This window comes from Streptomyces sp. NPDC016851, from assembly GCF_055562795.1.
The window spans coordinates 313,376-327,822 of the sequence record NZ_JBVHEP010000002.1 but is presented as its reverse complement, the minus strand read 5'-3'; the positions used below and the strand labels follow the sequence as shown (position 1 = coordinate 327,822).

Below are 14,447 nucleotides of genomic sequence, written 5' to 3'. Positions count from 1 at the left end.
GCCTCGCGCCCGGGAGCCGCCCATGCCCGCACATCCCGCCCCCTCCGCACTCCCCACTCCCCAAGCGACCACACGGGTCCACGAACCGCGCCGCGAGGACTGCCCCTGGTGCGGCTCCGCCCGGCTGCGGAACCGGCTGCGCACCGGTGACCTGCGGCGGTACAACCCGGGCAGCTTCACCGTCGACGAGTGCCGGGACTGCGGCCACACCTTCCAGAACCCCCGCCTCACGTTCGAGGGCCTCGCGCTCTACCACCGGACGGTGCGCGGAGCGCCCCGGGACGTCGCGGCCGACACCCTCCTCGCGCTGCGCGCCAGCCGGTTCCGGCACCGCTCGGCCGCCCGCGCGATGCTGCGGTTCGGGGAGCCGGAGAGCTGGCTGGACGTGGGCACCGGCCACGCCCGCTTCCCCGTCACGGCCCGGGAGTTCTTCCCGTACACCTCGTTCGACGGCCTGGACCACACCCCGCGCGTGGTCCGCGCCCGCTCGGCCGACCGCGTCGAGGAGTCCCACGTGGGCCGCCTGACGGACCCCCGCATCTCAGCTCCCCTGCGCGCCCGCTACGACGTGGTCAGCATGCTCCACCACCTGGAGGGCACCCCCGACCCCCGCGCGGAGCTCCACGCCGCCCTCGAAGTCCTGCGCCCCGGCGGCCACCTGCTCATCGAGACCCTGAGCCCCCGCAGCCTGTTCGCCGCGCTCCTGGGCCGCTGGTGGCTCGCCTACGACCAGCCCCGCCACCTGCACCTGCTCCCCCCGCACAACCTCCGCGCGGAACTGGAGGCGGCCGGCTGCACGATCACCCTCCTGGACCACCGCTCCGTCCACATCCCCCACGACCTCTCCGGCGCCACGGCCCTGGCCCTCTCCCACGCCCTCCCCGCCCCCGACACCCCGTGGCGCGCGATCCCCCCACCCCTGGCCCACCAACACCTCCGCGAGGCCCTGCTCCGGGCGGGCATCCCGCTCGTGGCCCTGGCGGCAGTGGCAGACCACCTCCTGGCCCCCGTGGCCCGCCGCACCCGCTTCGCGAACACGTACCGCCTGATCGCCCGCAAACCGGCTTAGCTGCCGCAGGCCGCCGCTGCGGGCATGCGTGCCGCTAAGGGCGGCACGGGTGGGCGCAGCGGCACCTCGTCGCGCCGAGCTGCGCACCCACCCGGCCCCAGCCCAGACGCCGCGCACGGTCACCCCCGCAGGACGACCGCCTGCCCCGCCACCACCAACACCACATGCTCACACTCGTCCGCGAACCCCGCGTTCAACCGCCCGAGTTCATCCCGATACCGCCGCCCCGACGCAGTCGACGGCACGATCCCCGACCCCACCTCGTTCGACACGGCGACAACGGTCCGCCGAGTCGACCGCACCGCCTCCGTCAACTCCCGCACCCGCTCCCGCAACACCTTCTCCCCCCGCTCCGCCCACACCGCGTCGTCCCACGCCCCCGCCGCGTCCATCGCGTCCGTCAGCCACAACGACAGACAGTCGATGAGCAACGGCGGCCCCTCCGCCTCCAGCAACGGCACCAGATCGCACGTCTCGACCGTCTGCCACGACCCCGGCCGCCGCTCCCGGTGCGCGGCCACCCGCGCCGACCACTCGGTGTCCCCGTTCCGCGACCCGCCCGTCGCCACGTACAGCACGTCCGGAAAGGCCTCCAGCCTCCGCTCGGCCTCCACCGACTTGCCCGACCGCGCCCCGCCCAGCACCAGCGTCCGCCGCGGCAGGTCCGGCACGTCCTCGTAGACCCCCACCGTCAGCGTCGTCCCGTCCGGCACGGCCCGCGCCCCGGCCGCCGCGAGCCGCCGCCCCAGCTCCGGCCCGGGCGGCACGTCGTGGTCCAGATGGACGGCGACCACATCGGTCGTCGGCCCCACCGCCCCCACCGCCCGCAGTTTGGCCAGTGCGTCCGGCCGCCCCACGACGTCCACGAGCACCATGTCGTACGACTCGGCCGGCCCCTCCAGCCCCGCAGGCGCCCCGCCGGGCGGCAGGTACAGCAGCCGCTGCCCCTCCGGCCCGGTCACCGCGTACCCCGTGCCCGGCGCGTCCATCGCCACCGCCCGCACCCGATGCCCCGTCAGCAGCGTCAACTCCCGCCCGTCCGGCACCCGTCCGGGTTGCGGCAGCCCGGCCGGCACCTCGACCGCCGGCCCGTCGTGCGGATGCGACAGCAGCACCTGCCGCACGCCGGTCAGGGAACGCCCCGCCCGCGCCGCCGCGAAGGCGGCCCCGGGCGTCAGGTCGAGCAGCAGCGCCCCGTCCAGGAGCAGCGCGGTGGCCGCCCGCGCGTCGGGCCCGAGGGCAGCCGCGCAGGCCGCGCAGGGACAGTCGGGGCGGGGAAGCCCCGCGGGGGCGCCAGTGCCGAGCAGAGTCAGTTCCACGCCCCGATTCTCACCCGTGACCATGCGACACGCGTGCCGGAGACGCCCCCTAGGGGCGCGGGGAACTGCGCGCCCAGCCCACCACAACCCGCACGCACCCACTGACCCGCACACGCGACCACATATCCCGCCCAACCCAGCGGAGCGCATAGGCTCTGGTCAGGAGCCGGACCAAGATCCGGCTTCCGCTGTGCAGTGTGCTCACACACATGGGAGGCGTACATGGCGGCATGGACGTGGCGGTTCGAGAAGACCGACGGGACGGAGGTCCAGCCCGCGGTGCCGCCGGAGGAGTTCCCCACCCAGGGGGACGCCGAGTCCTGGATCGGGGAGCACTGGAAGGCCCTGAAGGAGGGCGGCGCCGACCAGGTGCGGCTGTTCGAGGACGCCACGGAGATCTACGGGCCGATGAGCCTGCACGCGGCCGACGCGTGAGCCCGGGCGGGGGCCGACGGCCCCCGCCCCCCAGGCGCTGTCAGCCGCGCACGCCGCACAGGTGCAGCAGCGCCGCCACTCCGCGGTACGGATCCGTCCGCCCGGCCTTCTCCTCGACCGCGAGCAGTGTCTCCACGTCGGCCGGGACATCGGTACCGTCCGCCGCCGTGTCCGTGAACACGCGCACCCCGTACCAGGCGTGCAGCGGCGCCCCGATCCCGGCGAGCGTGGACGTCAGGTCCTTCAGCCGGTCGGCCCGTACGTCGAGCCCGAGCCGGTTGCGATAGGAGACCGTGTCGAACGCGGCCAGCGCGCCCGCCCAGTCGCCGGACAGCCCCGGCCGGATCGCCAGCGCGTCCCCGTTACGCACGAGCAGGGACAGCAGCCCGCCGGGCGCGAGCATCCGGGCCAGGCCCGCCAGCAGCGGGTCGGGCTCCTCCACGTACATCAGGACGCCGTGGCACAGGACCACGTCGAAACTGCCCGGCAGGAAGTGCACGCCGGTGTCCCGGCCGTCGCCCTCGATGATCCGCATCCGCTCCCGGATGCCCTCCGGTTCCCCGGCGAGGGACTCCCGGGCCACGGCGATCATCTTCGCGTCCTGCTCCAGGCCGGTCACCTGGTGCCCGGCCCGGGCCAGCCGCAGCGCCTGCGTGCCCTGGCCCATTCCCACGTCGAGCACCCGCAGCCGCTGCCCCACCGGGAACCGCCCGACTATCTGCTCGTCCAGCTGCCGGGCCACCAGCTCCTGCCGGACGACATCGCGCAGCCCGCCCAGCTTGTCCAGCCAGGCATCCGCCGCACCCCCGGAGAACGACGTCGCGGTCAGGGCCGCTCTCCGCGCTTGACCTGCGGCTTCGGCAGCCGGAGCCGGCGCATCTGGAGAGAGCGCATCAGGGCGTAGGCGACCGCACCGCGCCGGTTCTCACCCGCGAAGCGCTCGTTCAGCTGCTTCTTCAGGCGGAACGCCGTGACGAACGAGTCGAGCACGATCAGCACGATCACGACGAGCCACAGCAGCAGCGCGATGTTCTGGAGCGCGGCCACCCGCACCATGCTCAGCACGAGGATGACGACGGCCATCGGCAGGAAGAACTCCGCGATGTTGAACCGCGAGTCGACGAAGTCGCGCGCGAACCGGCGGACCGGTCCCTTGTCACGCGCGGGCAGGTACCGCTCGTCGCCGCTCGCCAGCGCCTGGCGCTGCCGCTCCAGCGCGCTGCGGCGCTCCTCGCGCTGCCGCTTGGCGGCCTCCTTCCGCGTCATCGACGTGTTGGCGACGCTGCGGCGCTGGGACTGGGCCTCACTGCGCTTGGGCGTGGGCCTGCCCTTCGGGGCCTGCGGGTCGCGGGGCTGCTTGGAGAAGTTCACCGGCGCCTTGTCGGCGGCCTGGGCCTTCTCATCCTTCGAACGGCTACGGAACACAAAACCCAAGGGTAAGGGCTTCCCGGGCATGGACCCCAGTCCCGCGGGGAACGATCCGGCAACACCAGTCGTCAGTAAGGGGACAGAGGGGACGTTGTGTACGCACCCGGTCGTTCCCGGGACGGGCGACTCCGGTTACCCGGGGTATCCCGGATCACCCCGGGGATCACCTACTCCCTACGCCGGAGCGGGAGCGTGCTCAGTCGTCCTTGGGGATGAGCGCATCCGTCCCCGAACAGTGCGGTAATGGATGCAGGGCCCGTACTGTGGGTTCTGTCGCAGGTGCTGGAGCCGGAGTCGGTCAGAAGGGGGCGCGCGAAGCCCATGAGCGGTGTCATGAAGCGTATGGGGATGATCTTCCGCGCGAAGGCGAACAAGGCCCTTGACCGGGCCGAGGACCCGCGCGAGACCCTCGATTACTCGTACCAGAAGCAGCTGGAACTGCTCCAGAAGGTCCGCCGAGGCGTCGCCGACGTGGCGACCTCGCGCAAGCGCCTGGAACTCCAGCTCAACCAGTTGCAGTCCCAGTCCACCAAACTGGAGGACCAGGGTCGCAAGGCGCTCGCGCTGGGCCGTGAGGACCTGGCCCGCGAAGCGCTGTCCCGCCGTGCCGCCCTCCAGCAGCAGGTGACCGACCTGGAGACCCAGCACGCGACGCTGCAGGGCGAGGAGGAGAAGCTCACTCTCGCGGCCCAGCGGCTCCAGGCCAAGGTCGACGCCTTCCGTACGAAGAAGGAGACGATCAAGGCGACGTACACGGCGGCCCAGGCGCAGACCCGGATCGGCGAGGCCTTCTCCGGCATCTCCGAGGAGATGGGCGACGTCGGCCTGGCGATTCAGCGCGCCGAGGACAAGACGGCCCAGCTCCAGGCCCGCGCCGGTGCGATCGACGAGCTGCTCGCCTCCGGTGCCCTCGACGACCAGTCCGGGATGCACAAGGACGACATCCAGGCCGAGCTGGACCGGCTCTCCGGTGGTACGGATGTAGAGCTGGAACTGCAGCGGATGAAGGCCGAGCTGGCCGGAGGTTCGAGCGGTGGGCAGCAGGCCCTCGAAGGTGGCACGAGCCAGCAGCAGTCCCAGCAGCAGCCGCAGGACACCCCGCGCTTCGACAAGCAGTAGGGGCCCACGCCTAGGAGGGCGACATGATCGTACGGATCATGGGGGAGGGCCAGGTGAGGCTGGCAGACAGCCACCTCGCCGAACTGAACAAGCTGGACGACGAGCTCCTGGCGGAAATGGAGAACGGCGACGGCCCCGGCTTCCGCCGCACCCTCCAGGCCCTGCTGACCAGGGTCCGAGACCTGGGCGAACCCCTACCGGACGACTCCCTCGAGCCATCAGAACTGATCCTCCCTTCTCCGGACGCGACACTGGAGGAGGTCAGAGAGTTCCTGAGCGACGACGGCTTGATTCCGGGCTGAGGCCGCGTAACCGCGGGCATTCGTGCCGCCTGGGGCGGCACGGGTGGGTGCGGCGGCACCCCGCAGCGCCGGGTTGCGCAGTCGCCCCCGCCCTCAGCTCCCACGCCGAGCACCTCACACCCGGCCTCCATACCCCCGCACACCCACCCCGGCTACCGTGAACCCCCGTGAGCACCCTCCAGCGGGCCAAATGCCAGGCAAAGGCACATCCCCTGGCCATGGACGCCGTCCTGGCCGCAGCCGTCCTGGTCTGCATGGTCGCCGGCTCGTTCGTAGAACCCCGCCACCGCGACAGCGTCAGCTGGGCCCTGCGCACCCCCGACACCCTCAGCCTCGTCCTCATCACCCTCGGCGCCGCCGCACTGGTCTTCCGACGCCGCGCCCCGATGACCGTCCTGGCCCTCACCGGCGCCGTCTCCGTCATCGAGTCCGTCACCGGCGACCCCCGCGCCCCCGTCGCCATGTCCGCGGTCATCGCCCTGTACACCGTCGCCTCCACCACCGACCGCCCCACCACCTGGCGCGTCGGCCTGCTCACCATGACCGTGCTGACCGGCTCCGCCATGGCCGCCGGCAGCCTCCCCTGGTACGCCCAGGAGAACCTCGCGATCTTCGCCTGGACCGGCATCGGCGCCACCGCCGGCGACGCCGTCCGCAGCCGCCGCGCCTTCGTCCAGGCCATCCGCGAGCGCGCCGAACGCGCCGAACGCACCCGCGAGGAGGAGGCCCGCCGCCGGGTCGCCGAGGAGCGCCTGCGCATCGCCCGCGACCTGCACGATGTCGTCGCCCACCACATCGCCCTGGTCAACGTCCAGGCCGGTGTCGCCGCCCACGTCATGGACAAGCGCCCCGACCAGGCCAAGGAGGCCCTCGCCCACGTCCGGGAGGCCAGCCGCTCCGCCCTCAACGAACTCCGCGCCACCGTCGGACTGCTCAGACAGTCCGGCGACCCCGAGGCCCCCACCGAACCCGCCCCCGGCCTGGACCGCCTCGACGAACTCACCGGCACCTTCCGCAACGCCGGCCTCCACATCGAGGTCGCCCGCGCCGACCAGGACACCACCCTCCCCGCGGCCGTCGACCTGGCCGCCTACCGGATCATCCAGGAGGCCCTCACCAACGTGCAGAAGCACGCCGGGCCGCGGGCCAAGGCCGAGGTCAGCGTCGTACGGGTGGGGCCGAACATCGAGATCACCGTCCTCGACGACGGCAGCGGCGAGGACGAGGACCCGGGCAGCGGCGGCGGGCACGGGCTGCTCGGCATGCGCGAACGCGTCACCGCCCTGCGCGGCACCCTCACCACCGGTCCCCGCTACGGCGGCGGTTTCCGCGTCCATGCGATCCTGCCCGTCAAGAACCGCACACCCGGGGAGGACCCCGCATGACGATCCGTGTCCTGCTCGCCGACGACCAGGCGCTGCTGCGCAGCGCCTTCCGCGTACTCGTCGATTCCGAGCCCGACATGGAGGTGGTGGGCGAGGCCTCCGACGGCCTGGAGGCGGTGCGGATGACGAAGGAGCAGCGCGCCGACGTCGTCCTCATGGACATCCGGATGCCCGGCACCGACGGCCTCGCGGCGACCCGCATGATCAGCGCCGATCCCGACCTCGCGGACGTCCGGGTGGTCATCCTGACGACGTTCGAGGTCGACGACTACGTCGTGCAGTCGCTGCGCGCCGGGGCCTCCGGCTTCCTCGGCAAGGGCTCCGAACCCGAGGAACTGCTGAACGCCATCCGGATCGCGGCCGGCGGCCAGGCCCTGCTGTCCCCGGCCGCCACCACCGGCCTGATCTCCCGCTTCCTCGCCCAGCAGGACCCGTCCGACGACGACCGCGACCCGGCCCGCGGCGAGCGGCTCGACTCGCTCACCGTCCGGGAGCGCGAGGTGCTGGTCCAGGTCGCCGGCGGCCACTCCAACGACGAGATCGCCGAGCGGCTGGAGGTCAGCCCGCTGACGGTGAAGACGCACGTCAACCGGGCCATGGCCAAGCTGGGCGCCCGGGACCGGGCCCAGCTCGTGGTCATCGCCTACGAGTCCGGCCTGGTCCGTCCAAGGGTGGAGTGAGCTCAACCCCGGCGTACTGCGGCCGGAGTATGCGCCGCATAAGGAACGGGACCTGGGGCCTACGGATCGGGTCCCGGCGATGGCTCAGGGTGTAAGGGCGGGCGCTCATCTGCGCGCCCGTTGCCGCTTCTGCCGCTAAACAGAAGAGAGACCCTGACCCATGTCCTGGCTGTCGAGATTCAGCCTCGCGCAACGGGCCCTGATAGGGCTGATGTCGATCATCGCGCTCGTCTTCGGGGCGATCGCGATACCCCAGCTCAAGCAGCAGCTGCTGCCCACCATCGAACTGCCCATGGTGTCCGTGCTGGCGCCGTACCAGGGCGCGTCCCCGGACGTGGTCGAGAAGCAGGTCGTCGAGCCCATCGAGGACAGCCTCGAAGCCGTCGACGGCATCAGCGGCGTGACCTCCACCGCCACCGAGGGCAACGCCCTGATCATGGCGTCCTTCGACTACGGCAACGGCACCGAACAGCTCGTCGCCGACGTCCAGCAGGCCGTCAACCGGGCCCGCGTCCAGCTCCCGGACGACGTGGACCCGCAGGTCGTCGCCGGTTCGACGGACGACATCCCGACCGTCGTCCTCGCCGTCACCTCCGACCGGGACCAGCAGGCCCTGGCCGACCAGCTCGACAAGACCGTCGTGCCGGACCTGAAGAGCATCGACGGCGTCGGCCAGGTCACCGTCGACGGCGTGCGGGACGTGCAGGTTTCCGTCACGCCCGACGACGCGAAGCTCGCGAAGGCGGGCCTCACCTCGCAGGCCCTCGCCCAGGCCCTCCAGGCGGGCGGCGCGACCGTCCCGGCCGGCTCCTTCGACGAGGGCGGCGCCAACCGCACCGTCCAGGTCGGCGGCGGCTTCACGTCGCTGAAGCAGATCCAGGACCTGATGGTCACGGGCGAGCCCGGCAAGGGCAAGCCGGTGCGCCTCGGCTCCGTCGCCACGGTGAAGCAGCAGGAGGCCCCGGCCGACTCCATCACCCGCACCGACGGCAGGCCCAGCCTCGCCGTCGCCGTCACCATGGACCGCGACGGCAGCGCGGTCGCCATCTCCGACGCCGTCCAGGACAAGCTCCCCGACCTCCGCAAGGACCTCGGCTCCGGCGCGAACCTCACGGTCGTCAGCGACCAGGGCCCGGCCGTGTCGAAGTCCATCAAGGGCCTCACCACCGAGGGCGCGCTCGGCCTGCTCTTCGCCGTCCTGGTGATCCTCGTCTTCCTCGCCTCGATCCGCTCGACCCTCGTGACGGCGGTGTCCATCCCGCTGTCCGTCGTCCTCGCCCTGATCGTGCTGTGGACCCGCGACCTGTCGCTGAACGTCCTCACGCTGGGCGCGCTGACCATCGCCATCGGCCGCGTCGTCGACGACTCGATCGTGGTCCTGGAGAACATCAAGCGGCACCTCGGCTATGGCGAGGAGCGCAACTCCGCCATCCTCAACGCCGTGCGCGAGGTCGCGGGCGCGGTGACGTCCTCGACGCTCACCACGGTCGCCGTGTTCCTGCCGATCGGCCTCGTCGGCGGCATGGTGGGCGAGCTGTTCGGCTCGTTCAGCCTCACCGTCACGGCCGCGCTGCTGGCGTCCCTGCTCGTCTCCCTGACAGTCGTCCCGGTGCTGTCGTACTGGTTCCTGCGGCCCCCGAAGGGCACCCCGGAGGACGCCGACGAGGCCCGCCGGCTCGCCGAGGAGAAGGAGGCCAAGAGCCGCCTGCAGCGCCTCTACGTCCCGGTCCTGCGCTTCGCGACCCGCCGCCGGCTCACCAGCGTCGCCCTCGCGATCGTCGTGCTGGTCGGCACGTTCGGCATGGCACCCCTGCTGAAGACGAACTTCTTCGACCAGGGCGAGGTCGAGGTTCTCACCGTCAAGCAGGAACTGAAGCCCGGCACCAGCCTGGAGGCGACCAACGCCCAGGCCAAGAAGGTCGAGCAGCTCCTCGGCGACACCGAGGGCGTGAAGAACTACCAGGTCACGATCGGCTCGTCCGGCTTCATGGCGGCCTTCGGCGGCGGCACGGACACCAACCAGGCCTCGTACCAGGTGACGCTGGACGACTCGGCGTCGTACGAGGACGTCCAGGACCGTGTAGAGAAGGGTCTGGCCGGTCTGAAGGGCATCGGCACGACCACCATCACCGCCGGTGACGGCTTCGGCGCCCAGGACCTCAGCGTGGTCGTGAAGGCCGCCGACGCCGACGTCCTGCGCACGGCCGCCGAAGAGGTCCGCAAGACGGTCGCCTCGCTCGACGACGTCACGGACGTCACCAGCGACCTGGCGACCAGCGTGCCGCGCATCTCGGTCAAGGCCAACGACAAGGCGGCCGCGGCCGGCTTCAACGACCAGACCCTCGGCGCCGCCGTCGCCCAGGCCGTCCGCGGCACCAACGCCGCCAAGGCGGTCCTGGACGACACCGAGCGCGACGTCGTCATCCGCTCGGCGAAGCCCGCGCAGACCCTGAAGCAGCTCCAGGACCTGCGCCTCGGCCCGGTGAAGCTCGGCGACATCGCGACGGTCAAGCTGGTCGACGGCCCGGTCTCCATGACCCGCATCGACGGCCAGCGCGCGGCCACCATCACCGCGAAGCCGACCGGCGACAACACGGGCGCCGTGAGCACCAAGCTCCAGTCGAAGATCAACGCGCTGAAGCTCCCCGACGGCGCCACGGCGTCGATCGGCGGTGTCTCCGAGGACCAGGAGGAGGCGTTCGCCAACCTGGGCCTGGCGATGCTCGCGGCCATCGCGATCGTCTTCATGCTGCTGGTCGGCACCTTCCGGTCCCTGATCCAGCCGCTGATCCTGCTCGTCTCCATCCCGTTCGCCGCCACCGGCGCGATCGGCCTGCTGGTGGCCACCGGCACGCCGATGGGCGTCCCCGCGATGATCGGCATGCTGATGCTGATCGGCATCGTGGTGACGAACGCGATCGTGCTGATCGACCTCATCAACCAGTACCGCAAGCAGGGCTACGGCGTCGTCGAGGCCGTGATCGAGGGCGGCCGGCACCGACTGCGCCCGATCCTCATGACGGCCCTGGCGACGATCTTCGCCCTGCTCCCGATGGCCCTCGGCATCACCGGCGAGGGCGGCTTCATCGCCCAGCCGCTGGCCGTGGTCGTGATCGGCGGCCTGGTGACGTCGACCCTGCTGACGCTGCTGCTGGTGCCCACGCTGTACGCGATGGTCGAACTGCGCAAGGAGCGGCGGGCTAAGAAGCGGGCGGCGAAGCGGCAGACGAAGCAGGAGGAAGTGTTGGAGCCCGTGGGGGTGTGACGGCGTGATGACGTGACGGCGTGAGGACGGCCGGGTCTCGGGGGAGACCCGGCCGTTTTGTCTACGCCTTCAGGGAGTTGACGAACGCGTCCCAGGCGGCGGCTGGGACGACGAGCGCCGGGCCGGAGGGGTTCTTGCTGTCGCGCACGGGGACGACGCCGGGGAAGTCCTCGGTGATCTCGACGCAATCGCCCCCGTTGGCATTGCTGTAACTGCTCCGGCGCCAGCGGGCGGAACTCAACTCGGGGGTGTGTCGCATGGCTTGTGGTCCTCCATAGCCTGTCGGATCAGCTCCGCCGAGGCGGCTGGAGGGAGGGCGTTGGCACGGAGTACCTCGTACCGCCGCCGCCACTTCTTCACCGAGTCCCTGTCCTCGTAGAGATGACCGACCTCGATGCCCTCTTCGTAGGCCGCGGTGGAGCCGCTTGGAAGGGTCAGCAGGGTCAGTGCGCCGCCCGCCAGATAGTGCAGACCAGAACTGAAGGGCATTACCTGCACCTTGCTGTCCGGAGTATCCACTTGTTCGAGCAGCAGAGCCAGTTGTTTGTACATGCACTCGGAACCACCGACGCTTCGCCGGAGAACGGACTCGTCGATGATCGCCCAGCGCAGGGGGCGTTCGGCCGAGCGCAGCCGGTCCTGTCGGGAGAGGCGGGCGTTCACGCGCTCCTCGACCTGGTCCGGGCTCAGCTCCTCATGGAGGCTGAGCTGGGCGTGGGCGTACTCCCTGGTCTGCAACAGCCCTGGCACGGCCTGCGCTACGTAGTTCTCGACGATCTCCGCCTGTGCCTCGAAGTCCATGAACCGCCGGTACTGGTCCGGATGCGCCTCCCGCTTGGCCAATTCATACAGCCCATGGAAGTGCCGGTCCGTGCCGAACGCCGCGTCCAGCCGGTCGGGAAGGTCCGGGGGAGGCATCAACTCGGCGGTCTCGATGCGGGCGAGGGTGCTCTTGCTGGAGTTCACGATGCCCGCGAGTTGTACGAGGGACAGCCCGGCGGTCTCGCGGTGACGGCGCTGCTCGGCGCCGAAGTAGTGGCGGGCGGAGAGGTAGGGGGTGAGGGCCTGTGGCTTGAATGTCATGGTCTGACCTCTCTGCTGACGTGGATGTCCCGTTCTCGGACCCGGGACGCGGCTCCCCTGTCCAGGGCACATGCCACAACGCGACGATGGAGACACACACGGTAATCACCGGTGTTCACGCCTGTCAGCGGAACGGGTTCGAAAGGAGCGGCGGAAGATGATGCGCGACGGAACGGGTGCGCCCCTGAGGTTGCTGCCCTGGACCACTCCGGACGGACGCCCGTGCTACCTCAGCACGGACGACGACAGCAGCCGACTGTCCCGCATGGCCGACGAGTTGGAGGCCGAGCTGCTCGGCTCGGCCGCGTACGTCCTCACCGCGGCCAGATCGCTCCTCGACGAACCGGCAGTGACCGGCAGGGAGTTGAGGTTCACGGGGGAACGACTCGCCGAGGCGCTCGGGGACGCCCTGCGGATCGCGGCGAGCCGGGGCGCCCGGTTGTCAGGCGAATGAGCCCGGCGGGCGGAAGCGAGGCTTGCGCAGGTGAGTTGCGGGGGCGGCGGCCAGCACCAGGCAGACCACGTACACCGGTGTCATGCGCGGGTCTGGGTGAGTGCTTGGACCAGGCGAAACCAGTGGGCGGTGTGCTGCGGGTCGGGGGAGCGGGTGGCGAGGGTCGCCAGCTCAGAGGTGAGCCGGTTGCGGGTCTCCGGGTCCGCTTCGGACGCCGCCTCGGCGAGGGCGTCCAGGTCCAGGGACTCGGGATCGCCGGCGAGGAGGAGGGCGGCCTGGTGGTGAGTGGCGGAGGAGAGCTCGTCGTCGAAGACCAAGCCTTCGATGGCGGCTGCGTACGCGAGTGCCTGGGCGTCACCGTCGTTCAGAGCGCGGAGAACATGCCGCTGTAGGGCCTCTCGGTCCTGGACGCACTGGAACGCGGTGTCGATGTCCTCGGTGCGGGCGATGCGCAGGAGGGCCGCGTGAACCGCGATGCCGGGGGTGATGTCGTCGGTCCCGGTGAGGACGTTCTCGGCGGACTCGTCGAGGAGGTGTTCTCTGTGCTCCTGGAAAAAGCGCTTCGAGTCGTCCCAGCTCTCGCACTCCAGCCAGCCGGACAGCGTGTCCCGGAGGATCAGGACCGGGAAGACGGCGTCCATGCCTTCGGAGAGGACCAGTCCCCTGATGTGCTGGTGCTGCTCGGCGACAGGCCAGGCGAGCGCGAGCTCCGCCATTGCTGTCGCGGCTTCGTCGGCGCCGAGGGCATCGGCGTGACGTGTCCAGAAGGTCCGGCTGTCCGTCCAGGTACGCGTGTTCATCCACTCGACGACCAGGTTCAGAGTGTCCGCCGAGAGTGTCAGCCAGTCCGGGGCGGGGACGTCTGTCTCCTGCCGCCAGAGCTGCTCCAGAAACTCGCGGCTGTCACGGGATGTGTGGGCGTGGGCCCGGAGCAATCGCCGGGCGTGCAGGACGATCTCACAGGGTTGGTCGGCCGACTCGTCGCTGACGATGCGGATGAGTCCCGACAGACCGGACGTCTGCGTGGGCTCGGGACGTCCCAGCTGGAAAGCGGCACGCTCGTACTCGATCGTACGAGCGGCGGTCGGATGGGCTTGAGCGAGCCCGGCGGCCGTGTCCGTGTAGGCCTGGATGGCGGCTGGGTCGTCTCCGATTCCGGACAGGTGGTTGGCGAGGTTGTTGAGTGATCCGGTGAGGTTGGGGAGGTAGGCGGCGGGGTTGGTGTGGGCGAGTTGGGTGTAGTGGCGTACGGCTTCGTGGGCGGGTTCGAGGGCGGCTTGGCGGTCTCCGGTGTCGGCCAGGTGGGCGGCGAGGTTGTTGAGTGATCCGGCGAGGTGGGGGAGGTAGGCGGCGGGGTTGGTGTGGGCGAGTTGGCGTCGGATGTGTACGGCTTCGTGGGCGGGTTCGAGGGCGCCTTGGCGGTCCCCGGCCCCAGCCAGGTGGGCGGCGAGGTTGTTGAGTGAGGTGGCGAGGTCGGGGAGGTACGCGGCGGGGTTGGCGTCGGCGAGTTGGGTGTAGTGGCGTACGGCTTCGTGGGCGGGTTCGAGGGCGCCTTGGCGGTCTCCGGTCCCAGCCAGGTGGTTGGCGAGGTTGTTGAGGGCCATGGCGAGGTCAGGGAGGTAGGCGGCGGGGTTGGCGTCGGCGAGTTGGCGTCGGATGTGTACGGCTTCGTGGGCGGGTTCGAGGGCGCCTTGGCGGTCTCCGGTGTCGGCCAGGTGGGCGGCGATGTTGTTGAGTGAGGTGGCGAGGTTGGGGAGGTAGGCGGCGGGGTTGGCGTCGGCGAGTTGGCGTCGGATGCGTACGGCTTTGTGGACGGGTTCGAGGGCGCCTTGGCGGTCTCCGGTCTCAGCCAGGCGGTTGGCGAGGTTGTTGAGGGCCATGGCGAGGTCAGGGAGGTAGGCGGCGGGG

14 protein-coding genes are annotated in these 14,447 nt (G+C 71.0%); 8 read left to right on the top strand and 6 right to left on the bottom strand.

Annotated features, from left to right (window positions below):
- Positions 1 to 22: 22 nt before the first annotated feature.
- Positions 23 to 1,069: a class I SAM-dependent methyltransferase gene (locus ACZ3I3_RS04205; RefSeq protein WP_467362376.1), complete on the top strand. Its 1,047-nt coding sequence runs from the start codon at positions 23 to 25 to the stop codon at positions 1,067 to 1,069.
- Positions 1,070 to 1,188: 119 nt separating this feature from the next.
- Here ACZ3I3_RS04205 and ACZ3I3_RS04200 read toward each other — a convergent pair whose 3' ends face one another.
- Positions 1,189 to 2,388 (bottom strand): bifunctional adenosylcobinamide kinase/adenosylcobinamide-phosphate guanylyltransferase, encoded by a 1,200-nt coding sequence (locus tag ACZ3I3_RS04200; RefSeq protein ID WP_467362374.1) that lies wholly within the window; start codon positions 2,386 to 2,388, stop codon positions 1,189 to 1,191.
- A gap of 222 nt (positions 2,389 to 2,610) precedes the next feature.
- Between ACZ3I3_RS04200 and ACZ3I3_RS04195 the strand changes: the two genes are divergently transcribed.
- On the top strand, positions 2,611 to 2,823 hold the full coding sequence (locus ACZ3I3_RS04195) for a hypothetical protein (RefSeq protein ID WP_306967594.1): 213 nt from the start codon (positions 2,611 to 2,613) through the stop codon (positions 2,821 to 2,823).
- Positions 2,824 to 2,863: 40 nt separating this feature from the next.
- Here ACZ3I3_RS04195 and ACZ3I3_RS04190 read toward each other — a convergent pair whose 3' ends face one another.
- Both ACZ3I3_RS04190 and ACZ3I3_RS04185 read right to left on the bottom strand, forming a co-directional pair.
- On the bottom strand, positions 2,864 to 3,565 hold the full coding sequence (locus ACZ3I3_RS04190; RefSeq protein ID WP_467362372.1) for a class I SAM-dependent methyltransferase: 702 nt from the start codon (positions 3,563 to 3,565) through the stop codon (positions 2,864 to 2,866).
- Between the two features lie 83 nt (positions 3,566 to 3,648).
- Complete coding sequence (locus ACZ3I3_RS04185) at positions 3,649 to 4,248, bottom strand: DUF3043 domain-containing protein (RefSeq protein WP_436731711.1); 600 nt, start codon at positions 4,246 to 4,248, stop codon at positions 3,649 to 3,651.
- A gap of 336 nt (positions 4,249 to 4,584) precedes the next feature.
- Between ACZ3I3_RS04185 and ACZ3I3_RS04180 the strand changes: the two genes are divergently transcribed.
- The 5 genes from ACZ3I3_RS04180 to ACZ3I3_RS04160 all read left to right on the top strand — a co-directional run bounded on the left by ACZ3I3_RS04180 (position 4,585) and on the right by ACZ3I3_RS04160 (position 11,002).
- Positions 4,585 to 5,370: a PspA/IM30 family protein gene (locus ACZ3I3_RS04180; protein ID WP_356924404.1), complete on the top strand. Its 786-nt coding sequence runs from the start codon at positions 4,585 to 4,587 to the stop codon at positions 5,368 to 5,370.
- 23 nt (positions 5,371 to 5,393) lie between these two features.
- Positions 5,394 to 5,672 carry a PspA-associated protein PspAA gene (gene pspAA, locus ACZ3I3_RS04175; RefSeq protein ID WP_467362370.1) on the top strand — a complete coding sequence of 93 codons (279 nt, stop codon included), beginning with the start codon at positions 5,394 to 5,396 and terminating at the stop codon, positions 5,670 to 5,672.
- 167 nt (positions 5,673 to 5,839) lie between these two features.
- On the top strand, positions 5,840 to 7,057 hold the full coding sequence (locus ACZ3I3_RS04170; protein ID WP_467362368.1) for a sensor histidine kinase: 1,218 nt from the start codon (positions 5,840 to 5,842) through the stop codon (positions 7,055 to 7,057).
- Entirely contained in the window at positions 7,054 to 7,737 is a 684-nt protein-coding gene (locus ACZ3I3_RS04165) for a response regulator (RefSeq protein ID WP_467362366.1), read from the top strand. The genes ACZ3I3_RS04170 and ACZ3I3_RS04165 overlap by 4 nt, the downstream gene beginning before the upstream one ends.
- Before the next feature lie 160 nt (positions 7,738 to 7,897).
- On the top strand, positions 7,898 to 11,002 hold the full coding sequence (locus ACZ3I3_RS04160) for an efflux RND transporter permease subunit (protein WP_467362364.1): 3,105 nt from the start codon (positions 7,898 to 7,900) through the stop codon (positions 11,000 to 11,002).
- Between the two features lie 61 nt (positions 11,003 to 11,063).
- On the opposite strand, the gene ACZ3I3_RS04155 is transcribed toward ACZ3I3_RS04160, so the two are convergent.
- Entirely contained in the window at positions 11,064 to 11,261 is a 198-nt protein-coding gene (locus ACZ3I3_RS04155) for a DUF397 domain-containing protein (protein WP_467362362.1), read from the bottom strand.
- Positions 11,240 to 12,085: a helix-turn-helix domain-containing protein gene (locus tag ACZ3I3_RS04150; RefSeq protein WP_467362360.1), complete on the bottom strand. Its 846-nt coding sequence runs from the start codon at positions 12,083 to 12,085 to the stop codon at positions 11,240 to 11,242. Before ACZ3I3_RS04150 ends, ACZ3I3_RS04155 begins: the two co-directional genes overlap by 22 nt.
- Positions 12,086 to 12,242: 157 nt before the next feature.
- Between ACZ3I3_RS04150 and ACZ3I3_RS04145 the strand changes: the two genes are divergently transcribed.
- The gene (locus ACZ3I3_RS04145) at positions 12,243 to 12,539 is read left to right on the top strand and encodes a hypothetical protein (RefSeq protein WP_467362358.1); all 297 of its coding nucleotides are present in this window, start codon (positions 12,243 to 12,245) and stop codon (positions 12,537 to 12,539) included.
- Between the two features lie 80 nt (positions 12,540 to 12,619).
- Here ACZ3I3_RS04145 and ACZ3I3_RS04140 read toward each other — a convergent pair.
- Positions 12,620 to 14,447, bottom strand: a 1,828-nt coding sequence (locus tag ACZ3I3_RS04140; protein ID WP_467362356.1) for a tetratricopeptide repeat protein, incomplete at its 5' end; no start/stop codon positions are given.